This window comes from Bacillus cereus group sp. BfR-BA-01316 (assembly GCF_022664195.1).
Classification (GTDB): domain Bacteria; phylum Bacillota; class Bacilli; order Bacillales; family Bacillaceae_G; genus Bacillus_A.
Genome location: NZ_JAKUGX010000005.1, coordinates 34,786 through 60,228, shown reverse-complemented (window position 1 = coordinate 60,228; position 25,443 = coordinate 34,786). Strand labels below are relative to the sequence as shown.

The following is a 25,443-nucleotide window of genomic DNA, read 5'->3' as shown; positions in this document are numbered from 1 at the left end:
TATTATTTTAATTTCTCAATCCGTTTTTCCATCTCTTTTTGTGTCATTGGTCCAATAAACTTATCTTGAATGACCCCTTTTGTGTCTATAAAATAAGAGGTTGGGATCGTAATTACTTTATACGCTGTTGTCACATCAATGTTCTTGTCCAATAAAATAGGAAAAGTAATTCCTTTTTCCGCAGCAAAGTTCCTTACCTTATCTTCTCCCCCTCCTTTTTCTGAAGGAGTATAGTTTATAGCTAAAATTTCTACGTTTTCTTTATGTTCTTTATAAAAGGCCTCCATATCAGGCATTTCTTGCTGACAAGGCCCACACCACGTTGCCCAAAAGTTTAAAATAACTTTCTTCCCTTTTAAATCAGATAACTTTATATTCGTTCCATCTATCTTTGGTAATTCAAAATCTGGTGCGCTCTTTCCAATTTCAATACCGTTCCTTGCGAAAATCTCTTTCATAGCAGCTTCACTTTTGGCAGGCTTTTCTTGTACTACTTGATCCTCTTTACCAAACTGTTCATAAGCTGCATATCCCGCTAAACAAAGTAACACTACAATAATGGTAAGCTTCCGCCACATATTATATCACCCTTACGTGTTTATCTTCTTATTACATAATTAACTACATACTATATACCTTATTTTAGCTTATACGGACAAGCTTGGAAATATTCACATTCGAAATAGTTAGAATATTTTAAGTTAGCATGAAATTTTTACCTTTTTATCATATAATTAGAAATACATACAAAATCTTCGAGGTGATATGTATTTTACAATTACTTATCAACCCTTTTACTTTTGTTTTTTTCACTTTACCATTACTATGTATTTTTTTTAGCACCTTACTATACAAATTCAAATGGGCTGCTATTATTATTTCTTTTGCTATTCCACTTATATTTTTCATTATCGTCTCTGAATTTGATATACACATAGCTTTACAAAACTTAGACGCTTGGATTGTTTATAGTGCTGTTTATTCTGTACTTTCCTACATAATAGCAGCGCTAATACGAAGAAAACTACACATGTAAAACCTTCAAAAAGGGGGGCTATTTTTATGAATTTATTTGAAAAAATACTATTATATATTCTTAGTTTTATATTTTCCCCAATCGGGATTATCGCTTGGATCATCTCGCTCTTCAGTAAAGATCCTGAGAAAAAGCAAGTTGGACGCATTTGTCTCTATATCGCTTTAATCTCATTTATCCTTTTAGCCGGCCTCGGTATTGTTAGTTTTTTCACGATGACTATCACCACCACTACTATACAATAGTTACAGAAAGGATGATTATTTTGGGAGAACACCCTATTAGTAAAGAACTTCGCTATATACGAATATGTTTAGTTGTTTTAGTAATCGTTCTTTTATTTTTCAACGGTGAGAGAGTCGTTGAAATTTCTACAAATCACGATTCCATAGAAAATGTTTCCACCAGTAATATGACACAGATTGCTGAAAATACATGTGCTATTCAAGAATATAATCCATCACTAAGTAGCGAACATACGGTCAAAATTTCCAAATATAACCCAGATACAAATCAACTTACTTTAGTCAAAGAATTTAGTACTAGCGATCCTGAATCTTATACGTATCAACTTAATAAGACTGAATAAAGATAAGAACGCTACATAGCTCCTATCTTTTTGTTTGCATCTCTTTGCACAATGAGTTGCAATTTAATAATTCTTTAGGATTCCCACATTCCACAATAATTCCATTCTTCATGACAATAACCCGATCAGCTATCATCGCCCTCTCCACATCATGTGTCGTCACAATTCTCGTTACGTTTTCTCCTAACCCTTCAATCATATTCCAAACAGCTTGTTGATTACTCGGATCCAATCCAGCAGTCGGTTCATCTAAAATAACGATGTTCGGCTCTGTTACAATCGCTCGCAGTAATGCAAAACGCTTTCTTTCTCCTCCCGAAAACTCTTCTCCACTTTTGTGCAGTACAGTATGGATTCCTTCCGATAAGTTTTTTAAGATTGGCTTCATATTTACAAGTCCAATACTTTTTTTAAACTGTTTTTCTATGATATCTTCTTGAAAATGTATATTCTCTTTTACTGTCGTCCGAAAAAAACGCGGTTCCTGCCATACAGTAGTCATACGAGCTTTCTTACCGTAATAAGCAACCTTACCACTTGACGGTTTATATAATCCTGTTAATAACTTTAATAGGGTTGTTTTCCCAGCACCACTTTCTCCCACAATGATAACAAGTTCACCTGGATAAATTTGCAAATCAATATTTTTAATTCTATACTTCTCTTCACCGTTCTCTTGAAATGAAACATTTTTCAACTTCATTCCCATCGCTCTTTCTACATTCCTATCTTCAGCTCGTATATATAAAAAGCAAAAAATTCGATTTGCCGAAGCAATAGCAACTTGTGTCATCATCAATAAATCACTCGCATAACGAACAGGGAAAAATAACATCTCAATTGTAGCTAATATCGCAACGAGTGATCCAACTTCCATATCCCCTTTCATTATTTTTTGTGCTCCTATAATAAGAACAACTATATATGCTCCTGTTTCTATTACCGTTCCTACTATCCCAATACCATGTTGCATCATCGTCTTCTTTACTTCTGTTTTATAAGATTGTGCCGTCACTCCTTTAAATAAGCCAATGGCCCATTCTTCTTTTTGTAAACTACGTAAATCTTGTGTACCTTTTACAAACTGTGACACTATCTCTACAACACTTGATTGATTTTTTTGAGCAATACCCGCAATATCCCTTACTTTCCCCCCCATAAGCATTGGAACAATTGCACTTAAAAATAAAAATGGAGTCACCCACAATATAAACTGTGTATCTATATGTTGCAGTGCTATGATCGCACCAATAAATTGTGCAATAGCGTGTATATATTCTATTAATATAGATCCATATAATCTGACCCAGTTCGGAATATCAGACACGACCAAAGTTTCTAACTCCCCTTGCTTGATCTTCTCGCTCTCTTCAAACGGTAGTGAAAAAAAATGACGTAATACATCTATACGCTTCTTTCGTAATATTCGTTGACTCGCTTTTGAGCTTATATAATCAAATAACAAGTTATTTACCCACATCATAAAGCGGCTACCCGCAAACAAAGCGATATATACATACGCACCTTTTAACTCCCGCTGAATAAGGTTATCTACAATTAATCCCATTAAAAGCGGTCTAGATAAATTTAAAATGGCAGCTACTATCCCGCTACAAATCGCACTAATTAGCAATAGCTTTTCTTGTAATAGCGGCAACATTATTCTTCTATACTCATTCATTGTCATTCCTCCAATTTTGCATAATAAAAGGAAAGGGATGAAACCATTTGGTTTCATCCCTTTCCTCTTTGTTTACTCATATTATTTTAAAAACCTAAGTTCCAAAACATAAAATAAAAATCACTACTTTATCTGGGGATATTCTTCTGCCAACGACCTATTAAATGCCGATATGTATTACTATATAAGTTTTATTAAAATAGCAAGTGTATTTATTGTCATATGAACAACAATAGGAACAATTAATCTATTAGTTTTTACATATAAAAAAGCATACACCAATCCTGCTAAAGTATAAGGAATAACACTTGCTAACTCCATATGAAGTAAGGCAAATACAAGAGACGTAATTAAACAAGCAATGTAGACATTTGTTCGTTTGCGTAACGTATCAAGAATGATTTTTTTTGTTAGAATCTCTTCCATTATAGGCCCCAAAATTGCAATATTCACTATTCTAAATGGGAAAGATATAAAATTGGTTTTTATCATTTCTGAGTGTTCTGAGTTAGGATCCATATTAAATACAACAATAGCTATTAATCCATAAATAGCTTGAACTAAAAAATAAATAAGAACACCATAGATACACCATAATATAGTTTTTTTGGGCGGATAAGCATTTGAAGAACCTTTTTTAATATCAGGTTTCATCAATATTAAAATTACTATGAAAGCTAAAAAATAACCGAAGATTCTACCGTAGGCATTGGCTGCTTCCTTTGTAAAATTAAATAAATTTATAAAAAGCGGCTCGAATAAATAAATGGAAAAGTAAAGTAATATGTAAGTTATTATGACTCCCCAATACCTTTTTGTCATATTCCACCTCCTTTTAATTTTGTATTATGTGAATCCTCCCTCTCTACATACGAGTTTCTTTGTTCATTTCAAAAAACACCACCTTATCATCTGAATATTCCTTACATTTAATTTTACCATTAACATGGGCTATGCAACTTTAAATCTCCCTTAATTTTACAAAAAACTTTAATCCATCCCACATTAACTGACAATAAGTTTTCCACTTAGAGACCTTTAAATATGCCGATGTTTTTTCATACTAAAGAGGGATGAGAAAATCTCATCCCTCTTTAAAATATACATTCAACAAATATTGTTGAATCTTTTTAGTTTGACACTTTAGACTCTTCGATTTTCTCACGAAGAACCATTTGTAAAATACCACCGTGACGGTAGTAATCAATTTCAACTTCACTATCGAAACGAGCCACTACTTCGAATTGTTTTTCTTTGCCTTCTGCATCGATTGCAACCACTTTTACAAGATCGCGTGGTCTAACCGTTTTGTCAATTTGAATTTCAAATGACTCGTCACCAACAAGACCTAATGTTTCAGCGCTGTCGCCATCTTTAAATTGTAATGGTAATACGCCCATTAATACTAAGTTACTGCGGTGAATACGCTCGAAGCTTTCTGCGATTACTGCTTTAATACCTAATAAGTTTGTACCTTTCGCAGCCCAGTCACGAGAACTTCCCATACCGTAGTCTTTACCGGCAACAACTAGAAGGCCTGTGCCATCTTCTTTATATTTCATAGCAGCATCATAGATAGATGTTACTTCACCAGTTGGCCAATATGTTGTATATCCGCCTTCTGTTCCTGGTGCGATTTGGTTTTTAATACGGATATTTGCGAATGTACCACGCATCATAACTTCATGGTTACCACGACGAGAACCGTAAGAGTTAAAGTCAACTGGTTGTACGCCGTTTTCTAGTAAATAACGTCCAGCTGGCGTGTGCTTACCAATTGAACCTGCTGGTGAAATATGGTCTGTTGTTACAGAATCACCAAATTTACCAACTATGCGTAAACCTGATAATGTTTCAACTTCACCTGGCTCTTTAGATAGTCCTTCGAAGAACGGTGGGTTTTGAATGTATGTTGAATCATTATCCCAAGTATATAAAGCTTCATTTGAAGTTTGGATTTCATTCCAGCGCTCATTGCTGTTAAATACTTGTGCATATTCTTTTTTGAACAATTCAGATGTAACAACACTTTGAACTACATCTTCAATTTCTTTAGCTGATGGCCAAATATCGTTAAAGTAAATAGGGTTACCATTTGCATCTTTACCGATTGCATCATTTTTCAGGTCGATATCAACAGTACCTGCAAGCGCATATGCCACAACAAGTGGTGGTGATGCTAAGTAGTTAGCTTTTACAAGTGGGTGAATACGACCTTCAAAGTTACGGTTACCAGATAAAACAGATGTTACTAATAAATCGTTTGCTGCGATTGCTTCTTCTAATTCCTCTGCTAATGGACCAGAGTTACCGATACAAGTCGTACAGCCGTAACCAACTGTTTGGAAACCTAATTGATCTAAATACGTTGTTAAACCAGACTTATCTAAGTACTCTGTAACAACTTTAGATCCTGGTGCTAATGATGTTTTTACGAAACCAGGTACTTTAAGTCCTTTTTCAATTGCTTTCTTCGCAACTAAACCTGCTCCAATTAATACGTATGGATTTGACGTATTTGTACAGCTTGTAATCGCAGCGATTGCAATTCCGCCTGTTTTCATCGTTACTTCTTGATCTTTCAATGTAACTTTCACTTCTTTATCAAACTCTTGCTCATTGAATCCAAGTCCTTGTGTTCCAACTGGTGCTACAACAGCTTTATGGAACTCCTCTTTCATATTTGAAAGTGGGATTAAATCTTGCGGACGTTTCGGTCCAGAAAGATTAGATTCAATTGTATTTAAATCGATTTCAACAAGATCAGTATAGATTGGATCTTTACTGTCTGCTGTATAGAATAAGCCATTTGCTTTACAATATTCTTCAACAACGCGAATTTGCTCTTCATCTCTACCTGTTAAACGTAAGTATTCTAATGAAATGTCGTCGATTGGGAAGAATCCACAAGTTGCACCGTATTCTGGTGCCATATTTGAAATTGTTGCACGGTCAGCTAAAGGCATGCTCTTTAGTCCATTACCGAAGAACTCAACAAATTTACCAACTACACCTTTTTGACGTAACACTTGTGTTACTTTTAATGCAACGTCAGTTGCTGTTGTACCACTTGGAAGTGTACCAGTTAATTTCACACCGATTACTTCAGGTACTGGGAAATATGAAGGCTGTCCAAGCATTCCTGCTTCTGCTTCAATACCACCAACGCCCCATCCAAGAACACCGATACCATTAATCATTGTTGTATGTGAGTCTGTTCCAACTAATGAATCTGGGTATGCAACTAAGTCACCTTCAGCATTTTTCACCGCATGAACAACCGGTGCTAAATATTCAAGATTTACTTGGTGTACAATACCTGTTGCTGGTGGAACTGCACGGTAGTTATCAAATGATTTCTGTGCCCAGCTTAAAAATTTATAACGTTCTTCATTACGTTTAAACTCTAAGTCCATGTTGAATGCAAGCGAGTCTGCCGTACCCGCTCTATCAACCTGTACAGAGTGGTCAATTACAAGGTCTACAGTAATTTCAGGATTAATTTTATCAGGATCCCCACCCATGTCTGCCATTGCTTTACGAAGCGAAGCCAAATCTACAACAGCTGGAACACCTGTGAAGTCTTGTAAGATTACGCGAGATGGTTTAAACGGAACATCGATATCTTGAACATCTTTCGTTCCCCATTTCGCTAAATTTGTAACGTGTTCTTCTGTAATTACGCGTCCGTCTACTTGACGAAGTACAGATTCAAGTAAAACTTTAACGGAATATGGTAATTGAGATACGTTGCCAACCCCTGCGTTTTCAAGCGCTTTCAATTGATAATAATGATACGTCTTTCCATCTAGTTCAAAAGTTGCACGTGATTGAAATGGATTATGTTTGACCATTATGTTTCCCCCCTGTTAAACGTGACTAATTTGTCTGAATATAAAATGTAGACAAACTTTTCAATACCTTACGATAATATCTTATTACAACTTTCTAAATAAGTAAATAATAAGAAACTTATGGATTATAATAAGTTTTCTTTATATTTCTAAATTTGAATAGTGTCCATGCTCCTTATAAATACTATTATTGTAAAGTAAAGCACTCTACTTTACGTTCATATATGTTATGAACAACTCATGATTCATCTATAAAAAACATTGTAGAGGTGAGAAAAAATGGGTAAACGAAAAGCAAATCATACTATTTCAGGAATGAATGCTGCATCCGCCCAAGGGCAAGGAACTGGTTATAACGAAGAGTTCGCAAATGAACCTTTAACACCTGCGCAGCGACAAAATAATAAGAAACGAAAAAAGAATCAGTAACGAAAAATCCCAAAAGGTACGCCTTTTGGGATTTTTTTTAATGCTTATAACGTAGCAACTCCGAAACCGTCACAAATCGATACCCCTGCTTTTTAAGCTCAGGTAAAATTTTTGCTAATGCCGCCACTGTTTGACTACGATCACTTCCCCCATCGTGTAACAGTACAATATCTCCACTTCTAGCATTTTTCACAACATGATTAACAATGGATTCAGTACCTGGATTTGCCCAATCACGTGGGTCTTGGTGCCATGACCATAAAACAATTTGATATCCAGCTTCTTTCGCTGTTGTAAATACAGCATCATTAATATATCCACCTGGTGGACGGAACAATAAAGGCTCTTTCACCCATTTTTTAAAATATTTCTTTCCATTTAAAATATCATTTTTCAACTTTTCGTCTGATGAATTATTCGCATACAAATGATTCATCGTATGATTTCCAATTTCATGTCCCTCTTTTAACACTTGCTTTACTAAATACGGATTACGCTGAACTCGAAAGCCAATCATAAAAAAAGTCGCTTCCGCTTTATATTGACGTAATAATTCTAATACTTGCGGTGTATAAGTTGGGTCCGGTCCATCATCAAATGTAATTGCGATAATTTTTTCATTATTTGGCACTTCCCATGTTACATAGCCAGTTGGCTCTAACTCTTTTCTTAACAACATTTTAGCTTCCACTTTGTCCACTTGAAATATATGTACTGCACAAATTAAAGAAAGAATTGATAGAATAATTTTTTGTTTCAGCATAGTAGCACTAAAAGTAATGAGGTTGTTGAATTCACAACAACCTTTTCACTTTTCTATTTGATCTACATTTCGCATAATATTTTGGAGATTACTTTCATATTGCTCAAGTTGTGGACGCTGTGTTTCTGATGCTACTTCAAGTGCATTTTGAATCTGTTCGTACGCCTCCTGAACTTCTTGGCGCAACTCTTTTAAGTCATGACCGTAATTCGGATCATTTTTCACAATATTATTGAATGTATTTTCCGCTTGAACAAATCCTTGCTCTGCGGCCTGAAAAGCTTGTTGCTTATCTTTATGATACGGCATAGCACTTTCCCCTTTCTATATTATATTAATTAGTCCTACTTATCTTTACCCTTTTCCCGAAAAACATTCTCGTATAAATTCGCAAACTTCTCTCATTCTAAAGAGGAAGAGGAGGTGTAAAATACAATGGGTAAAAACAATAATCAATCAAATCGTCAAAACGAGAAAAAAGGGCAATCTTCTGGACAGCCCGAACCTTTAAGTGGATCTCATAAAGTTAAAAATCGTAATCATTCACGTCAAAAAAACCATGCACATCATGATATGTAAAACAAAAACATTCACACACACTGCATCTTACACATAAAATATTTATATTTTTCTATTTGTTCTTCACCTCTATTTCATTCATGCATAACATAGTATGAATTGAGATTTTACGGAGGGTGTCTTTCATGGGCAAGAAAAAGAAGGATTGTCTTTTTCATGTTGATGGTTTCGAAGAATGGATGGATCAATTTTGTTCTGATTCTTGTAGTAATTTTAGTTTTCCAAATCAAATTCATATTGACCTTTGTGAAACAGAACAAGAATACATTTTGGAAACAGATGTACCAAATGCAACTGCACAAAATGTACTCATTAAAAAGATGGAGACAGGCCTAAACATTTGCATACTTCATAAAAACACTTCTTTACAGCGGATCATCCCTTTACCTGCTAATATCATTTATAACAAGATGCTAGCCTGTTTAGAGAATGGATATTTAGCTATTCATATTTCCAAAAATGAAGTTGCCAATACGCATGAAAAGAAAGTCTTTTTTCGAATTAAGGATTGATATCAATACAAACATAAGCCCCAGCAACCTTTTAGTTTGCTGGGGCTTATGTTATTTCGCACGTATTTCTATTTTAGAATTTCTAATATATCTTTTTTTCATTAAGCTTTTTGTAACTAATAGGACTGGAAATGCAATGGTTGAAAAAACAGCTAACATAAAAAATACTATAAAGCCATTTTGATATCCATAATGATCGAGAAGTATCCCGCCAAACCAAGGACCAATTACTCCTCCAATTCCTGAAAAGCCCATAGCTCCAAAATATGTCCCTTTCAAATGTGAAACAGCTATCTCATCAATAAATACATCTGTCATTGAAAACATTAATACTTCTCCGAATGTAAAAATAATTGTACATATAGCAGCCCCTAACATAGATTCTACTAGTCCAAATCCAAACAATCCCCCGCTCACAAATAACGTTCCTACCATAATAGACGCTAATGGCGTATACTTTTTACACATTTGAATAACAGGGTATTGAATAACTACTACTGTAATTGCATTTAAAGTTAGCATATATGAGAACAACTTTATCCCATCTTGAAATATATGTGCGTTTGCAAAATATTGAGATACTGTCGTTGTTAAATGTGAAAAACCACTATTACTCAAAATAATACCAACTAAAGCAACTAAAAATACTATATCTTTTCGCAACATATGAATCGCATTTAACATTGTGACCGGGTTTTCTGTATTTACTTTCTTTTTTTCAAGTGGATACTTCTTAAATTGAAGCGCTAATATAGCTGTATATAGAATATATACTCCTGCTGCTACTAAAAAAGGAATTGTTGATTTTGCACTTCCAATCTGCAATCCAACAAGTGGACCAATCGCTACCCCTACATTTATTGCACCGTACCGTAAATTATACGCAAGTAAACGATACTCTGGTTTTGTTAAATCTGATAATAACGCTCTTGATGTCGGTTCAAAAAAAGAACGACATAATCCATTCAAAGCGTTTAATAGAAAGAAACTTAAAACATGATCTGCAACTGAAAATCCTATAAATACAAAAATCCAAACGATCATGGACCACATTATAATTATATGCCGGCCAAATCGGTCCGATAAATTACCCCCAATAAAACTAGCAAACACTCCAACAAGCGCACTCGTTCCAATAATAGCACCAGTCATTCCAGCTGATACCTCTTTAACAGTCGTTAAATATATTGCTAAAAAAGGAATGCTCATTGAAGTTGCAAACCTAGCAAATAATGTCCCTATAATGATACTCATTCCAAGTGGATGAATATGCTGTAACTTCCCCTTCATCTTTAAACCTACTCTCCCTTTTCTTACATAAAAAAAGAAAGCAAAGGACCTGCTTTCTTTTTCCTTTTTCTATACTTGAGATGTTTATACCCGAACTGTTCTCGTTATTTCCATATCAATTCCATATGTAAACTGTAGTTCTTTACAAACATCTTTAATCAAAATAGCTACATTATATTTTTCATTAAATTCTAAAACAATGTTTTCCACTTCTTCATATGTATATTTATATTCGCCAGTAATTACACTTTTTAAATCAAAGCACTCATTAATACAAAGCTGGACGAGTAATTGATCATACTTAGCTATCACATCTTCTTTTTTCCAAAGTAACTCTTTCACATATAACCGATCAAATTTCACACTTTCTCGATTACATTCCGCTAAAATCCGAGTCATTTCATTTAACTCTCGATATAATTCAGAAATATTTGTGTTGAGACGAAGCAGTTTATCTACGCCGTTTTCATATAACATTTTCATCCACCCCCGTATTTCTCTTTTTCTCATTATAGCAAGAAAATTCTAAAAAGAGTTTTTTTCTTCTGAAATATTAGGAAACTTATTTAGATTGCTTTACAATGAAACTAGCGAATGAGAAAGGGGCAAGAGAAGTGGAGCAAAAATTATATTACATCGACGCTTATCAGCAAATTTTTACAACTAAAGTTATAAAGCAAGATTATAGTGCAGCAGGAAACTTATATGTCGTTTTAAATGAAACTGCATTTTATCCGACAGGTGGTGGACAACCACATGACACTGGAACATTAAATGACATTCCTGTAATCAATGTTGAAGAAGTAGACGGGGAAATTCGTCATTTCATAGTAGAACAATTACATACAGAAGAAGTAGACGGGAAAATCGATTGGCAACGCCGTTTTGATCATATGCAGCAACATACGGCTCAGCACATTTTATCCGCTGCTTTTTGGGATCATTTTAACATACCCACTATCGGATTCCATCTTGGAAAAGAAACGGTAACAATTGATTTAGAAACGGCAAACCTGCCTACAGAAACGATTGAGAAGGCCGCACAAATTGCTAATCAAATTGTTTTTGAAAACCACCCTATTCGTATTGAATGGATGAACTTAGAAGAAGCGAAAAAATTACCTCTTCGCAAAGAACCAACTATGACAGAAAATATACGCGTTGTTATTATTGAAAACTATGACTACAACGGCTGCGGTGGAACACATCCGAAACGCACAGGTGAGGTAGGTCCTATTCAAGTACTAGGATGGGAGCGAAATAAAGGTGGGATACGCTTAACGTTTATCGCTGGCTGGCGCACACTTAAATTAATGGGACAGCAGCAACAAATTATGAAAGATGTTTCTAAACAATTAAACAGTAGCGAAACTGATATTCCAGCAAAAGTAGCACAACTTCTTACTTCTCAAAAAGAAAACGAAAAAGCAATACAAGCAATGAATGAAAAATTATTATTTGCAGAAGCAAATGAACTACTGCAACAACGTACAGAAATACATGCTGGAATACTTATTTCTAAAGTATTTACAAATCGTTCTATGCAAGAAATCGCAAAACTTTCTGCTATCATTACAGAGCAACAAGAACAGGCAATTACATACTTCGTCATTGAAAATGACGAAAAACTACAATGTATCCTTACTTGCGGTAAGGCAGTGACACTTGATATGAATACACTTTTAAAAGATGCCCTCCCTTCTATTGAAGGAAAAGGCGGAGGAAATAAAAAGAGTACTCGTGGCGGTGGGAAAGCGATTATGACTGGGGATGAGTTTTTAAATCAACTTGTTTCTTCTTTACAATCAGCGGTGTAGATTATTTTATGAATGGGATGCCATTGAACTAGGTGATATCCCATTCTCTTTTCTGCTTCGTACGTAATAATGCAGTAAATGAAATTATATGAACAATTCCATAAGAAATACCGATTTACCTATAAAATGCGACAACAATCGTAACTTATATAGTAAGAGGAGGCTGTTTCAAAATCACAGCCTCCTCTTATGTTTACAAACCAATATTTTGTTTTAATCCTTGATAACTCCCTGCGTTCAAGAACTTTTCAGATGCAAGTTTAATGAACTTCTCAGAAAAACCATAACTACTTAATTCTTCTATCGCTACCATTTGTACATCATGAATTGGATTGAGATCAAATTCATTAGACGGAAGCGTAAGTTCCCCTGTAACCCTTTCAAGTAGAAATGTAATATGTAATAAAGATGGTATAGCATCTGGTTTATCACAAACATAGAGTAATTTCTTAATCTTAGTTTCTAATCCTGTTTCTTCTCGCATTTCCCGAATCATCGCTTCTTCTAGCATTTCACCATTTTCTACTCTTCCTCCAGGTAAAGACCAATTCCGATTAGCGACTCTTTGTTTTACTAACAATACTTTTTCACCTTCAATTAAAATTCCCGTAACACGAACTTGCATTACATTTTCCATATGCAATCTCCTCTTCCTATTAAATTTACAAATTAATCCTTCCACAAAAAGAACATACGTTTTATAATTAAAGAAAATTATGGAAGAAAGAAGTTGTTACATTCATGCGTCCACCTTTAACAAACTCTATATCACTCGAAGATTTCCAAAACTATTATTGGTTAAAAACAGAACTACAAACATTTTGTCGTGAGTATGATTTGCCAGCTAGTGGCTCTAAAATCGAAATAACCGAGCGTATCTCACATTATTTAACTACGGGTAAAATATTTAAAAATAGTCCTCAGCAAAAAGGAAGTAAAACTTCCCTCTCTTATAAAGATCTTTCTCTTCAAACGATTATTACTAAAAATCACCGCTGTAGCGAAGATGTCCGTACTTTTTTCAAAGAAAAAATTGGAGAAAACTTCCGCTTTACAGTAGCCCTTCAAAAGTTTTTTAAAGAGAATGCAGGAAAAACATATAAGGATGCTATCACTTTTTGGTATGAAGAAAACGATCGCAAAAAAGATCCCTCATATAAAACAACTATCGGTGCACAGTTTGAATACAATCGTTTTACTCGTGCTTTTTTCGAAGATCCATGCAACAAAGGAAAATCAAAAGCTGATGCTATTGCTGCTTGGAACGAAATAAAATCAAAACCTGGAAGTAATGTATATGTCCCTCAAAAAGTAGAAAACTAGTTCCTTGCTAGTCTTCTACTTTCTCAAATAATAGAGCAAGCCCAATTCCCCCACCAATTCCTAATGTCGCAATTCCATATTTCATATACTCTCTTTTAGCCTGATAAAACAAGCGCGTTACAAGCATAGCTCCAGACGCACCGTACGGATGACCAAGTGCTATTGCACCACCATTTATATTTAACTTGTCATACGGAATTTGTAACGTTTGCGCACATGCAACAACTTTAGCGGCAAATGCTTCATTCATCTCAATACAATCAATATCTTCTATTACTAAATTCATTTCTCTGAGCAATTTTTGCACGGCAAATATCGGACCAGTTCCCGGAAGGTTTGGGTCTACTCCAACTACAGCGCTATGAACAAAACGAAGAACAGGCTTATATCCTAATTTTCGAGCTTGCTCTTCTTCCATTACAAGAACAGCACATGCCCCATCATTTATACCACACGAATTGCCTGCTGTTACTGTTCCATTTTGTAAAAATACAGGCTTCGTTCTCTTGATCATTCTTTCATAATTCATTTCTCGCTTTACTGCTTCATCTAATAATCCATTAAAATAGCCAGGTAATATCTCTTCTTGTATATATCCTTTTTCTAATGCTTGCAGCGTTCGTTTATAACTAAGACAAGCATATTCATCTTGCATTTCTTTCGTTATGTTATACTGCTCTGCAACATACTCAGCCGCTAATCCCATATCAGGATCTCCAATTGTTTCAGGTGAAAATCGCGCTCTATTTTGAAAAGGTGACGTACTTGCACTCTCCACTCCCCCAGCAATATAACAATTACCGGCCCCACCTTGAATAAAATGACATGCAGTACGAATTGCTTCTAATCCAGCGCCGCATTGCCGATCAATCGTTACACCAGGAATATGATAACCGAGCCCCGCTTCTAAAGCAGATAATCTTGCAACGTTACCTCCTGGTCCAACGACATTTCCTAATATGACATCATCTATTTCTCTCTCAATTCCTTTACTTAAAAACGTAAGAAGCGGCGTTGCTAATTGCTGAACTTCATAATCTTTCAACATCCCATTTCTCTTACCAATGGGCGTCCTTTTCGCTTCTACAATAACCGCTTTATTCATATATTTTCTCCTGATTTTCAATTATACTTTTCACTACAATACGAGCTATCTTCCCGCTACTCGTATAAGGTATTTCATCTACAAAACACCATTCTTTAGGGATTTTAAAAGATGATAATCGTTGTAAGCAAAAGCTCTTTAATTGCTGTTTTGTAGCACTCCCTTTTACGATAGCGACAGGCTTTTCACCCCAATAACTATCTTTTACACCGACAACAACAATTTCTTCAACAGCTGGATGAGTATATAACACACTTTCTATCTCTTCTGGGTAAATATTAATCCCTCCGAATAGAATCATATTCTTCTCTCTACCAACTATATATATAAAGCCTTCCTCATCTTGATAGCCTACATCATGCACTGTCATCCAACCATCTTTGGTCAATTGCGGGATTATAGATCCATCCGATACATAGCCCATAAAAAACTGATCACTTTTTACATAAACAGTTCCTATCTCGCCTATATGTAATTCTTCTCCTGCTTCATTACATATTCCAACTTGTACATTATGACAAGGTTTCCCTACTGAATTCGGCTTTCTCTCGCTCTCTTCATCGATCAATGCAGTTACAAAACTCAGCTCAGACGCACCATAAAATTCATATCTTTTTGCACAAGGAAACATATTCTTTATCTTTTCTTTCGCTTCCGCTTCCCATTTTGCTCCTGACGAAATAATTTTCATTTCACTTTCAATTACTTTATTTTCTTTATACAAAGATTCAAGCATTGTAGGGACTGTATACATGACAGAAATATTCTCCATCTCTATACTAGATAGCACTTGAACTGGTACAAACTTTCTCATTATGTGCACCGTTTGTCCTAAATATAATGCACTTATTGCCCCATATAAGAAAAGAGAATGAACGAATGTTCCAGCTATTAAAATAGAATCTGTATTTTTCATATGAAAGTCATGTACATTACAATCAAAACTATGGACCCACGACTGCTGTGCACGTAAAAATGCTTTTGCTTTTCCAGTAGATCCTGATGTAAATCCCATATAAAAAGGATTATTTTCTACATTTTCTAACGTGTGATATGTAGAATTATAAATTCCTATCATTTGTTTCCAATCATCAATTGAAAGTATATGTTCTCCTTCCCTAGATATATCATTTAGTCTGTACCGCTCTGCAACAATAATATGTGGGTTACTAAGCTCTATTCTTTCCTCAAGTTCATTTCGTTTCCACTTTATATCTAATGGCACACAAATCCAACCTGCCATCGCTGCTCCAGCAAATATTTGTAAAAATTCAGCGCAATTTTCTAAAACAATTGCTACTGTTTTGTTTTTTGTATCTTTTTCATTCAACCAGTTTGCTACTTTACAAACTGACTCGAACCAATCTTTATACGTTAACACTCTATCATTTTCTTTAATCGCTATTTTATTCGGTTGTAAAGAGGCATACTTTTTGTATTCTTTTGTAATCCCCATATGAGACGTCCTTTCTTTACAAAATAATAAAAAGAAACACGCACGTAACGTGTTTCTCCTTTTTCTTATCCTGCATTTGTAATTTTTTTATTCTTCAAAGCAGGCGTAATAATATGTTTCAATGAGCGATGTAATCTTGTCACAAGAATCGCTGCTATAATCGCCTTTATGCAATCACCTGGTAAAAATACGACACTTACTTTCATCGTTTCCCATACGGAAATATCCATTACGAAAGCTTGGACAATGATACCAAATACATAAACTACGAAAATACCACCAATTATATTAATGCATAATACTTTTATAATAGAAACTTCACGTAAACGCTCAATTAAATATCCAATGACAAACGCTCCAACGATATAACCAAGTAAATATCCTGCACTTGGCCCAACAAATACACCTGGACCCCCGCGTCCACCAGCAAGTAATGGTGCTCCAACTCCAACTATAAGTAAGAAAATAAGCTGACTTAATGCACCGAGACGTGATCCTAACAGTCCACCAGCAAGCATAACACCAAGTGATTGTAATGTAATCGGAACTGGTGTAATAGCAAGAGCAATTGGAGGTATTAACCCTAACACTCCCATAATAGAACTAAATAAAGCGACGAAAACTAAGTTTTTTGTATTCATATTTGCTTCTCCTATTTGTAAACTTAAATTCTATTTTAGATAACATATTATAGGAGTTATATTATCTTTCCACTTAATTTTTGTCAACTAATTTTTAAGATAAGTTTACAATTAAACTTATCTTATTTCTCTTTATGCAAATGCTCAAGTTCTTTGCGAAGCGCTTGCTTTAAAAACTTCCCAACAGATGTTTTCGGTATTTCCTCCATAAATACAATATCGTCCGGCAACCACCATTTTGCAAACTGCGGTTTTAAAAACTCATATAACTCTTCTTTTGTCACAGTACTATTTTTCTTTTGTACAACGCAGGCAACTGGACGCTCTTGCCACTGCGGGTGAGGAATTGCAACGACAGCTGCTTCAAATATTGCATCATGTGCCATTAAAGCATTTTCAAGGTCAACTGAGGAAATCCATTCTCCACCGCTTTTAATAACATCCTTCGTACGATCAACAATCTTTACGCACCCTTCCTCGTCAACCGTAACGACATCTCCTGTATATAACCAACCATCACGAAAACCTTCGACAGTACGCTCATCGTTATAATAGCTTGCAGCGATCCATGGCGCTCGTAAACATAGTTCTCCCATCTCCGTACCATCCCACTTCACTTCACCCTCTGCACCAACTACTTTCATCTCTACACCAGGAACAAGATATCCTTGCTTCGAGCGAATCTCAAGTTGTTCTTCATACGACAAATCTGTTTCATAGCTTTTTAGACGTGCAAGCGTTACGAGTGGACTCGTTTCAGTCATGCCATATGCATGTACGAAAGGAACATTATATTTTTTCTCAAATGCTTTAATAACACTTTTCGGTGCAGCCGCACCACCGCATAATATTCTCGTAATACTAGATAAATCGTAACTATTATTTTCTAACTCTTGTAAAACACCAAGCCAAATTGTCGGCACACCCGCAGCTATCGTTACTTTTTCAGTTTGAATCATTTCTAATAAAATTTTCGGAGTAAACATCGGTCCCGGCAGAACTTGTTTTGACCCAAACCAAGTAGCTGCAAAAGGAAGTCCCCAAGCGTTCACATGAAACATTGGTACAATAGCCATTGCCGCATCACTTTCCGATAACGCTGCTGTATCAGCTAAACCAAGTGCCATACAGTGCAGAACTGTACTACGATGTGTATAAACAACACCTTTTGGATTTCCTGTAGTCGCTGACGTATAACACATACCAGCAGGTGTATTTTCATCAATATCTTTTACAAATTGGAAATTGGGATCGCCTTCTTCTAATAGTTTTTCATAGTGATATACAGGCTCCAGTGTAGTTTTTGGAAGTTCGTCTTTATCAGTCATAATAATGTAGGCTTGTACAGTTGATAATTGTGATTGAATATTTTCAACAAGTGGTACGAGATCTTCATCAATAAGTAGCATTCGATCTTCTGCATGTTGAATAATGTATGAAATATGTTGAGGAGATAAACGAATATTAATTGTGTGTAAAACGGAAGCAATACCCGGAATAGCAAAATATGCTTCTACATGTCGATGATGATTCCACGCTAACGTTCCTACACGTTCGCCTTCTTGAATCCCAAGCTTTTTTAACGCACTAGAAAGTCTTCTCGTTCTTTCTCCTAACTGCTTATACGTTAATGTCGTAACTGTATCATGTGTGCGTGAAACGATTTCTTTCTTTGGGAATAGTTTTTCTGCCCTTTCCATCATAGAACTAATTGTTAGCGGTACATTCATCATCATATTGTTTACAGCCTCCTTTTAAAGCGTTTTCATTTCTGTATATTATAACAGACTTCTACAAATAATTACGATATTTTTCTGTATTTTCTGAATTATTTCTTTGGAAATAATTCAGAAACAAAAAAACATGTTTTGAATACAAATTATTCAAAACACGTTTCTCTCCTATTTAAAAACTATCTACTTTTTTTCTTACTTTCTTTTTTAGCTTGAAAATAAAACGATTACTATACTCTTCATTTTCCACTAAAATTCTATACGTTTCTAACACTCCTAACACACGAACAAACAGATAGAATCCGATAGCAATAAGTACAACACAGTAAGGATAATACTGTACTAACTCTCCTGAAGTGATACGCTTTTTCTCAAACAAAAATGGTATTGCACCCGCTGCTATGAAGCATAATCCAACGATCACTACTGCAGCATACTTCTTCTTAATAGTCGCATATCTTTTTGTCAATTCTTTTAAAAAGTTTTGATCAAATAGTAGTTCTTCCTTTTTTAATACATTGTATCGACTCTCTTCTATAGTTACAGGTACCATCATTGCTCCAATTCCAAAAACTGCAATAATAATGATAAGGAATGTAGACATTGTTGCATCTTCCTTAAATAATAAATACGGTATTGTAGATAAAATGAGCAAACTAAATCCTAACGCGATATATTTAGATATTTTTTGCCCATACACTACATACCCTTCTGCCATTTCTTTACTTACGTAATAACCATGTTCCTTTTCATTACTTTGCTCAGCAGTTTCTTTTAATAAATAATCAAGAGATACTTCAAATACATTTCCAATCATTATTAGTTTTTCAGTTTCAGGAAACCCTTGACCATTTTCCCATTTACTAACCGCTTGCCTTGTCGTGTTTAATTTCTCAGCTAATGCTTCTTGAGAAAGACCCTTTTCCTTTCTTAATTTAAATAGTTTCTCACCAAATCCCATATGTGTGTCCCCCTTTGTTTTCTTAACTAAATTATACGTAAAACATTGCTCCTATCTCTATCTTCCTACGGTTGCACTTTGTCAACTTATGGTTGCGATTATGTTATATAGCGGTTTTATATACGATTTAGCTGTTTTTCTTATATGATTATAAAGTTAATAAAAACAACACCTCTCAATAACCAATTATAACAATTAAAGGTAATTATTGTTATAAAATAAAAACTCCCTTATTCATTTAAAGGAGTTTTCAATATGAAATATTTCATTTATTCATATATCTTTCTCGCGATATACTATATCTTTTCGTATCACGATACTTACCTTTGACAAATAAATCATCTTGAATCGTACGCTCATACTCCATACTTAACCGCCTCATTAGCCTTTCAGATACTTCATCACCTAAATCGCATCCCGCTTCAATACAGCTAAGACGTAATTCATTAAAACCATAGTTAAAGAAAGCTAACGCAGCCTCCGTAGCTAATCCTCTTCCCCAATATTTTCGTGATAAAGCGTATGCAATTTCCGCTTTATGTATAATTGAATCATAACTTATAAATCCACATGTCCCTATGAGTTTCTGCTTCTCTTTTAATACTATCCCAAGAGGAGCGACTTTTTCTTTCTCATATCGACTCACAATTTTTTCTAAAAATATTTTCGTGTCATCTAGCGATTGGTGAATACCCCATACAGTATAAGTTGTCAACTCGTTATCTGAGGCGTATTCATATATATGTAAAATATCACTCATATCAAGCTTTCTTAATATAAGACGGCTCGTATACAGAGTTGGATACGACCACTTCTCAACAATCATAACGGATTTTGTTTAAACTTTTCATAATTTCGTACTTTTAATAAAAGGATATGACCACAGTCCGTACAAATGTAAGCATCTACCGGAGATGATGTAAACATCGTCTCTTTTTTCCGTATTTGTGCATAACCGACAAACTCACCTTCTCCTATATTATGAGAACCGCAATTAGAGCATGTCTGCACGCCTTGCTTTTTCATGAGAGCACCACCTTTAATATATTTCTACTCCCTTCGACAGCAAACTTCCAATTCCCTTCCAAAAAATTCTTGTTCTCTTACATTACAACAGGAATCCCAAAATAAAACTCGTATATGTAATATAGAATATATTTATTAACGGAGGAATTTTATGAGTACGATTATGACGCTCGATGTAGCACAAGAAATTGAAAACGCAGAAATAGATATGCTATCTTCTAGATTAAAGGCATTACAAGCGATAGCAGAAAATCCAATGCAAGTGCAAATGAAAAAATTTGGAAGTTCCACTGCCTTTTCATCAAAAGTAATTGCTGGTCCTGCTTTTAATACGGTAAAAGGCATTACATTTACAAATACAGATGAGTTAGATGCAATCATCTCTTATTATCAATCACTACAAATTCCTTGCCGTTTTGAAATCACACCAGCGCAAGGTACAACTGAACTATTTCAACACTTATCTCAAAAAGGTTTTTACCAATCTAGCTTCCATACCGCTTTATATAGTATACCGAGAGAAGATTCGTCCCTTCTTCCTTCTAACATTTCAGTACGTAAACTAAAAGAAAGTGAGTTTCATATTTTTGCAGACATTTATGTACGTGGATTTAATATGCCATCATTTACAAAGGATGGTGTCCGTCAAAATAACGAAGTTCTTTACAATAAACCAGGCTGGCATTTTTTCATAGCTGAAATTCAAAATATCCCTGCAAGTATTGGTGTCCTGTATGTTAATAAAGATATCGCCTCACTAGCTGCTTCTGCTACTTTGCCAGAATTTCAACGTAAAGGTTGTCATACAGCATTAATTCAAAAACGAATTGAGACCGCTATTGAATCCAATTGCAATTTAATAGTTGGACAAGCGCGATTTGGTAGCAGTAGTCAAAATAATATGGAACGTGCTCATTTGAAAATTGCTTATACGAAATCAATATGGACTTCAAAATACTTATAATTAACTTTCTTTTTTACCATTACGAATGTATACATTCTATGACAATTACCTTTCTATATCATTAATCGTTTGAATATTTAAATAAATCCCTTTACACTAATAGTAGATACATCATTCAACTTGCAATATGAAAAGAGAATTCTGATCAAACTACAAGAAGGAGTAATGTATGACAAAGCATGACTATGGTTTAAAAGAAAAAGTAGAAGGCGCAAAGGAATTTGGATGATTTTGTTGAATATATTTTTCTATGAAAACAACACTTTCTTACTCAAATCAACCTACAATTGAATCACTTCAAGCTTCTTTATTAGACGGTCGTTTAGAAATCGATAACAACAGAAGTGAACGTTCTATTAAACCATTTGTGATTGGGAGAAAAAATTGGATGTTCTCAAATACACCGAGAGGTGCTAGAAGAAGTGCCATCATGTATAGTTTGGTTGAAACCGCAAAAGAGAACAATTTAAGTCCCTATCATTATCTTCTATATTTGTTTGAAACGCTCCCAAATATCGATTTAAACAATAAAGAGGAAATTGATAAAGTCTTACCGTGGTCAATGGATTTACCATCTAGTTGCAAAGTACCGAAAAAAAGTGAAGAAAACAAAAAGCAACTCTAAAATCAACCTTTGTTGTATATTTTGGAGTTACTTGCCGTTTACTAAAGGTGTATGTATGAAAGGAGAGGATGAAATGTTAGGCCGATTTATTCGCAGACCTAGTATGATTCTTTTAGGAATCATTATGATAGTTGGTTTTGCACTTCGTTTTATAACTATACAAACACATGGTGCAGATTTGACCATAGCTAGTGATGATATAGGTTATCAAAAAACAGCTACTATTTTATTAAAAACGGGAACGTTAACATATCATGAGCCTGATAAACCAACTATTCATATTATGCCAGGTTTTCCAGCTTTATTAGCTGCTGTATTTTATTTTTTTGGTAATGGCGTTGACGGTCTCTTTGTGGCTAAATTAATCATTATAATATTAGGAGTACTAAGTATTTTTCTAACGTATAAGATTGGTACTTATTTGTTGAATCCCGCAGCAGGATTAATAGGTGCTTTCTTATTAGCAATTTATCCTCCGGAAATCGTTATAGAAAATTTAACATTAACAGAAGGTCCATTTTTATTCTTTTCGTTAGGACTATTATATTGGAGTTTAAAATTAGCTGATACTCATTCAACGAAAGACCTTCTGATTGTATTAACATTCTACTTTTTAGCATTGTACTTCCGCGTGCAAATAGCTTTATATCCAATATTGCTGTTTATGTATCTTGTGATGAAGCGTTATCCGTTCCGTATTATGACGAAACAGGCATTTATAAGTATAGGAATAGCACTTATAGTACTTGGACCATGGTGGGCTCGTAATTATATTCAATTCAATAAATTTATTCCGTTAACTGCTGGAGCAGGGAATCCATTATTACTAGGGACATATCAAGGAGAAGGCTATCCAGGAGGAAAGGATATGGGAGAACTTGAAGTAGAATTACATGCAAAATACCCTGACATTGAAGCACATGAATTTATGGAATTAGAACAAAAAATAGCTATAGATAAAATGAAAGCATGGTGGAAGACAGACAAAGAGTCTATGATCCGGAGTTATTTAATTTTAAAACCAGAAATTCTTTGGAAGAAACCGTATTATTCTATAGAGCATAATATTGAAGTTTTTGATGTCTCTGCAAAAGATATGAATGAGATTTTTAACTTCATAAAACAGATGTTTTTAATATGTACAGTACTTTCATTTGTTTTTCTTTTGAAAAGGTGGAGAGAGACTACGTTTTTATGGTTAATCCTTTTATTACAAACGTACCTAACATGTCTGTATGTGGCATATGAACGATATGCACTCCCATTAATGCCACTGTTATTTATTGTAATAGGAGTAGGAATTGTAGCAACTGTAATGAAAGCAAATAAACTCATGTTTAAAAAAGAGATAGTTTTAAAAGGTTAATAGAATAGAAAAAAAGCGCATTGTTCCGTTATCCATTAAGCTTTTAAAATTTTACGTTTCTTGTTATTCATCTTCTCTTTCGCTGTTTCAATATTATTCGCTACTCTCTTATGATCCAAATCAATTTATCATGCCATCTAACATCGCTCCCATCTCCCCTGCTTTCTTCAGGTAATCTAATTGATGCTGTGCAATGTTCTTTAAATCAAATCTTCCAGCATTCTCTGTAGAATTCGCTTCAAATGCAATAGCTCGTCCCTTATACACGCCGTCATAGTCTACTGTACTTTTAGCTTCATAGAATCCATTTAGTACACGGCCACCTTTACTTTTTAACACCTTCACAGGAGTGGGACGCTTGTTTATAAGCGCCACTCCCCCTCTTTGATCCATTTCATTCGCTAGATTGATAAGCATTTCAAATGCCATTCCACGGTTTCCTAGTCCCATTGTTATTCCTCGCTTTCTATTCAAAGGATTATTTTATTAAGTTTCTACAAAATGGTAATTAATATATAATTAAATTATTCAAATCTTAGGTGGTGATACAAACGACTGATACAATCCGAATTATTCTGTTCATTCTTGTAGGAATAAGTGCCGTGTTTTCTGTAATTAAAGAGTTTCAAAAAACAGAAAAAAGTAAATTTTGGATTACATTCGAATCTTTAATTCTTATAGGAGCAGCATGGATGTTAATAGGTCTTTTCATGTAACATACATAATAAATAAATTCTCCCCAAATGAACAAGACTCAATATTCCGTCAATACTGTAGACAACATTATATTTTCTACGATTCCTCCTTGGAGATGGGCAGTTAGCTTTTGCTAGCTGCTCTTTTTACGAATACGATAAGATAAAGGGTAATGCCAAAATTACTGTCGGTAATATAAAAGAAAAAGTACATGAATATAAAGAACATAAAGAAAACAAATAAAAAAAGAGCCATCTGGCTCTTTTTATTTACCTTCACTCTTCTCTAACACATACAAATCTTCTTCAATATTCGTTAATTTCTCACTTACAAGTTTTCTTGCATCTCCAATTGCTTGATTGTATGCAAATGGTCCTACTAATTTAATCATTTCTTCTATTAAACGTTCTGCTTGGAAACGTCCAATTTCATCTAAATCTTCTTCAACGAAAAATTGCTGAATTTGTGCTACAAGCTCTTCTTTTTTATCAGTTGGTATTTTTATGTTCATCATCGTTAGTTACTCCTCTATATTTAAGATAATACTTTTCTTAACTCTACCATAGAAAAGCGATTTCCTGGACAAGTTTTTGTAACCCCTTCTAACTCCCTATGGCCGAGTATATTTCCTTTCTCTATGGCAAACTGCTTCATAAACATTTTACATAAAGAATATAATGAATTCATTTGTGCGGTAGTAGGATCATATTTATCAAAATTTCCCGTCATACATATTCCAATTGTATCACTATTATTATCTTTCGCATGTGCTCCAATATGTAAACCTCGCCCTTCGACTACAGTTCCATCTTCTTCAATAAAATAATTGTAACCAATCCCGCTCCATCCTCTTACCTTTTGATGAAATTCGTGAGTTTTATACACATCCCATCCATCTTCTGACGTATGGTGGATAATTAGTTTATTTACTTTTTCTAAAGGAACTAACTCATCTTGAAATGTTAAATTTGCAAATTTAATTTCCATATGAACATCC

27 protein-coding genes and 3 pseudogenes are annotated in these 25,443 nt (G+C 34.6%); 11 read left to right on the top strand and 19 right to left on the bottom strand.

What is annotated here, in order from left to right; all coding sequences use genetic code 11:
* Positions 1-2 precede the first annotated feature (2 nt).
* Positions 3-578: a TlpA family protein disulfide reductase gene (locus MR071_RS06100; RefSeq protein ID WP_105585270.1), complete on the bottom strand. Its 576-nt coding sequence runs from the start codon at positions 576-578 to the stop codon at positions 3-5.
* A gap of 484 nt (positions 579-1,062) precedes the next feature.
* Between MR071_RS06100 and MR071_RS06095 the strand changes: the two genes are divergently transcribed.
* Together MR071_RS06095 and MR071_RS06090 are read left to right on the top strand one after the other, a co-directional pair.
* On the top strand, positions 1,063-1,281 hold the full coding sequence (locus tag MR071_RS06095) for a hypothetical protein (protein ID WP_105585272.1): 219 nt from the start codon (positions 1,063-1,065) through the stop codon (positions 1,279-1,281).
* Between the two features lie 11 nt (positions 1,282-1,292).
* Positions 1,293-1,625, top strand: a complete 333-nt coding sequence (locus MR071_RS06090) for a YmzC family protein (protein ID WP_105585273.1) — start codon at positions 1,293-1,295, stop codon at positions 1,623-1,625.
* A gap of 22 nt (positions 1,626-1,647) precedes the next feature.
* Here the strand turns inward: MR071_RS06090 and MR071_RS06085 are convergent, their stop codons facing one another.
* The 3 genes from MR071_RS06085 to acnA all read right to left on the bottom strand — a co-directional run bounded on the left by MR071_RS06085 (position 1,648) and on the right by acnA (position 7,160).
* Entirely contained in the window at positions 1,648-3,363 is a 1,716-nt protein-coding gene (locus tag MR071_RS06085; protein WP_105585274.1) for an ATP-binding cassette domain-containing protein, read from the bottom strand.
* 123 nt (positions 3,364-3,486) lie between these two features.
* Positions 3,487-4,128, bottom strand: a complete 642-nt coding sequence (locus MR071_RS06080; protein WP_105585275.1) for a CPBP family intramembrane glutamic endopeptidase — start codon at positions 4,126-4,128, stop codon at positions 3,487-3,489.
* A 308-nt stretch (positions 4,129-4,436) separates the two neighbouring features.
* On the bottom strand, positions 4,437-7,160 hold the full coding sequence (gene acnA / locus MR071_RS06075; RefSeq protein WP_105585276.1) for an aconitate hydratase AcnA: 2,724 nt from the start codon (positions 7,158-7,160) through the stop codon (positions 4,437-4,439).
* A 279-nt stretch (positions 7,161-7,439) separates the two neighbouring features.
* Between acnA and sspO the strand changes: the two genes are divergently transcribed.
* The gene (gene sspO, locus MR071_RS06070; RefSeq protein WP_242235400.1) at positions 7,440-7,589 is read left to right on the top strand and encodes a small acid-soluble spore protein O; all 150 of its coding nucleotides are present in this window, start codon (positions 7,440-7,442) and stop codon (positions 7,587-7,589) included.
* 37 nt (positions 7,590-7,626) lie between these two features.
* Here sspO and pdaB read toward each other — a convergent pair whose 3' ends face one another.
* Together pdaB and MR071_RS06060 are read right to left on the bottom strand one after the other, a co-directional pair.
* Positions 7,627-8,352 (bottom strand): polysaccharide deacetylase family sporulation protein PdaB, encoded by a 726-nt coding sequence (pdaB, locus tag MR071_RS06065; RefSeq protein ID WP_105585278.1) that lies wholly within the window; start codon positions 8,350-8,352, stop codon positions 7,627-7,629.
* Positions 8,353-8,397: 45 nt separating this feature from the next.
* Complete coding sequence (locus MR071_RS06060; RefSeq protein ID WP_105585279.1) at positions 8,398-8,661, bottom strand: hypothetical protein; 264 nt, start codon at positions 8,659-8,661, stop codon at positions 8,398-8,400.
* 126 nt (positions 8,662-8,787) lie between these two features.
* Here MR071_RS06060 and MR071_RS06055 point away from each other — a divergent pair, with 126 nt between their 5' ends.
* Both MR071_RS06055 and MR071_RS06050 read left to right on the top strand, forming a co-directional pair.
* On the top strand, positions 8,788-8,931 hold the full coding sequence (locus MR071_RS06055) for a small acid-soluble spore protein P (RefSeq protein WP_002014281.1): 144 nt from the start codon (positions 8,788-8,790) through the stop codon (positions 8,929-8,931).
* A gap of 125 nt (positions 8,932-9,056) precedes the next feature.
* Entirely contained in the window at positions 9,057-9,443 is a 387-nt protein-coding gene (locus MR071_RS06050; RefSeq protein ID WP_142395798.1) for an Hsp20/alpha crystallin family protein, read from the top strand.
* Between the two features lie 51 nt (positions 9,444-9,494).
* Here MR071_RS06050 and MR071_RS06045 read toward each other — a convergent pair whose 3' ends face one another.
* Entirely contained in the window at positions 9,495-10,733 is a 1,239-nt protein-coding gene (locus tag MR071_RS06045) for an MDR family MFS transporter (RefSeq protein WP_105585281.1), read from the bottom strand.
* Between the two features lie 84 nt (positions 10,734-10,817).
* Positions 10,818-11,210: a hypothetical protein gene (locus MR071_RS06040; protein WP_142395799.1), complete on the bottom strand. Its 393-nt coding sequence runs from the start codon at positions 11,208-11,210 to the stop codon at positions 10,818-10,820.
* A 137-nt stretch (positions 11,211-11,347) separates the two neighbouring features.
* Between MR071_RS06040 and MR071_RS06035 the strand changes: the two genes are divergently transcribed.
* Entirely contained in the window at positions 11,348-12,550 is a 1,203-nt protein-coding gene (locus MR071_RS06035; protein WP_242235398.1) for an alanyl-tRNA editing protein, read from the top strand.
* Positions 12,551-12,743: 193 nt separating this feature from the next.
* Here the strand turns inward: MR071_RS06035 and MR071_RS06030 are convergent, their stop codons facing one another.
* Entirely contained in the window at positions 12,744-13,187 is a 444-nt protein-coding gene (locus tag MR071_RS06030; protein ID WP_105585284.1) for an NUDIX hydrolase, read from the bottom strand.
* Between the two features lie 104 nt (positions 13,188-13,291).
* Here MR071_RS06030 and MR071_RS06025 point away from each other — a divergent pair, with 104 nt between their 5' ends.
* Positions 13,292-13,873 carry a DUF6434 domain-containing protein gene (locus MR071_RS06025; RefSeq protein ID WP_105585285.1) on the top strand — a complete coding sequence of 194 codons (582 nt, stop codon included), beginning with the start codon at positions 13,292-13,294 and terminating at the stop codon, positions 13,871-13,873.
* Between the two features lie 7 nt (positions 13,874-13,880).
* On the opposite strand, the gene MR071_RS06020 is transcribed toward MR071_RS06025, so the two are convergent.
* The 7 genes from MR071_RS06020 to MR071_RS05990 form a co-directional block, all read right to left on the bottom strand.
* Positions 13,881-14,978, bottom strand: coding sequence for an acetyl-CoA C-acyltransferase (locus tag MR071_RS06020; RefSeq protein WP_242235397.1), 1,098 nt, complete (start codon positions 14,976-14,978; stop codon positions 13,881-13,883).
* Positions 14,971-16,434, bottom strand: a complete 1,464-nt coding sequence (locus MR071_RS06015; protein ID WP_242235395.1) for an acyl-CoA synthetase — start codon at positions 16,432-16,434, stop codon at positions 14,971-14,973. Before MR071_RS06015 ends, MR071_RS06020 begins: the two co-directional genes overlap by 8 nt.
* 65 nt (positions 16,435-16,499) lie before the next feature.
* Entirely contained in the window at positions 16,500-17,075 is a 576-nt protein-coding gene (locus tag MR071_RS06010) for a biotin transporter BioY (RefSeq protein ID WP_002066624.1), read from the bottom strand.
* A gap of 122 nt (positions 17,076-17,197) precedes the next feature.
* Positions 17,198-18,811 carry a long-chain fatty acid--CoA ligase gene (locus MR071_RS06005; protein WP_105585288.1) on the bottom strand — a complete coding sequence of 538 codons (1,614 nt, stop codon included), beginning with the start codon at positions 18,809-18,811 and terminating at the stop codon, positions 17,198-17,200.
* 169 nt (positions 18,812-18,980) lie between these two features.
* Positions 18,981-19,769, bottom strand: coding sequence for a helix-turn-helix domain-containing protein (locus MR071_RS06000; RefSeq protein ID WP_105585289.1), 789 nt, complete (start codon positions 19,767-19,769; stop codon positions 18,981-18,983).
* A gap of 265 nt (positions 19,770-20,034) precedes the next feature.
* Positions 20,035-20,595, bottom strand: coding sequence for a GNAT family N-acetyltransferase (locus MR071_RS05995; RefSeq protein WP_105585290.1), 561 nt, complete (start codon positions 20,593-20,595; stop codon positions 20,035-20,037).
* On the bottom strand, positions 20,592-20,795 hold the full coding sequence (locus tag MR071_RS05990) for a hypothetical protein (RefSeq protein ID WP_105585291.1): 204 nt from the start codon (positions 20,793-20,795) through the stop codon (positions 20,592-20,594). The genes MR071_RS05995 and MR071_RS05990 overlap by 4 nt, the downstream gene beginning before the upstream one ends.
* Positions 20,796-20,946: 151 nt before the next feature.
* Here MR071_RS05990 and MR071_RS05985 point away from each other — a divergent pair, with 151 nt between their 5' ends.
* The 3 genes and pseudogenes from MR071_RS05985 to MR071_RS05975 all read left to right on the top strand — a co-directional run bounded on the left by MR071_RS05985 (position 20,947) and on the right by MR071_RS05975 (position 23,750).
* Entirely contained in the window at positions 20,947-21,759 is an 813-nt protein-coding gene (locus tag MR071_RS05985) for a GNAT family N-acetyltransferase (protein ID WP_242235393.1), read from the top strand.
* A gap of 289 nt (positions 21,760-22,048) precedes the next feature.
* A pseudogene (locus MR071_RS05980) lies at positions 22,049-22,384 on the top strand (IS66 family transposase); the annotation flags it as partial.
* Between the two features lie 73 nt (positions 22,385-22,457).
* A complete protein-coding gene (locus tag MR071_RS05975) occupies positions 22,458-23,750 on the top strand; it encodes a glycosyltransferase family 39 protein (RefSeq protein ID WP_142395800.1) in 1,293 nt (430 codons plus the stop codon).
* Between the two features lie 35 nt (positions 23,751-23,785).
* Here the strand turns inward: MR071_RS05975 and MR071_RS05970 are convergent.
* Positions 23,786-24,200, bottom strand: a pseudogene (locus MR071_RS05970) (Holliday junction resolvase RecU).
* Positions 24,201-24,596: 396 nt separating this feature from the next.
* Between MR071_RS05970 and MR071_RS05965 the strand changes: the two are divergent.
* A pseudogene (locus tag MR071_RS05965) lies at positions 24,597-24,689 on the top strand (CsbD family protein); the annotation flags it as partial.
* 22 nt (positions 24,690-24,711) lie between these two features.
* Here the strand turns inward: MR071_RS05965 and MR071_RS05960 are convergent.
* On the bottom strand, positions 24,712-24,960 hold the full coding sequence (locus MR071_RS05960) for a DUF2164 domain-containing protein (RefSeq protein ID WP_105585293.1): 249 nt from the start codon (positions 24,958-24,960) through the stop codon (positions 24,712-24,714).
* Between the two features lie 20 nt (positions 24,961-24,980).
* Positions 24,981-25,433 (bottom strand): peptidoglycan recognition protein family protein, encoded by a 453-nt coding sequence (locus MR071_RS05955; protein ID WP_242235391.1) that lies wholly within the window; start codon positions 25,431-25,433, stop codon positions 24,981-24,983.
* Between the last annotated feature and the right edge of the window lie 10 nt (positions 25,434-25,443).